The sequence below is a fragment of the Intrasporangium chromatireducens Q5-1 genome (assembly GCF_000576575.1).
In the GTDB taxonomy this organism is placed as follows: Bacteria; Actinomycetota; Actinomycetes; order Actinomycetales; family Dermatophilaceae; genus Intrasporangium_A; species Intrasporangium_A chromatireducens.
In genome coordinates this window covers 1-319 of sequence record NZ_AWQS01000634.1, presented here as the reverse complement: position 1 = coordinate 319, position 319 = coordinate 1, and the positions used below count along the sequence as shown (strand labels likewise).

Annotated in this window: 1 pseudogene; it reads right to left on the bottom strand. The window is 74.3% G+C overall.

The window, feature by feature from the left end:
- Positions 1 to 319, bottom strand: a pseudogene (locus N864_RS23210) (CHAP domain-containing protein); the annotation flags it as partial.

The window sequence follows — 319 nt, the reverse complement described above, 5'->3', positions numbered from 1 at the left end:
GCTCCTTGACGACGAGGTCCTCGATGACCTCGGGCTTGGCCTTGGCCTTGGGGGCGGCGTAGCCGATGGCGGACAGGGCGTTGGACGCCTCGACCGGGGCGGCCTTCGGGCCGACGGCGCTCGGCAGCGACGCCGCCGCCTGCTCGACCCCGGTGTTGGGGTGGCTGACCGTCTCGGCGCTGGCGGGGCCGGCGACGGTGGCGATGATGCCACCCGCCGCAGCGACGGTGGCCGCGCCCTTCATGACCGGTTGGGCGGACTCTTTGGCGATGAGCCGAAGCTCGTGGAGGGGGTTGTGGCGCCCGGGTGCGCGGTGGCG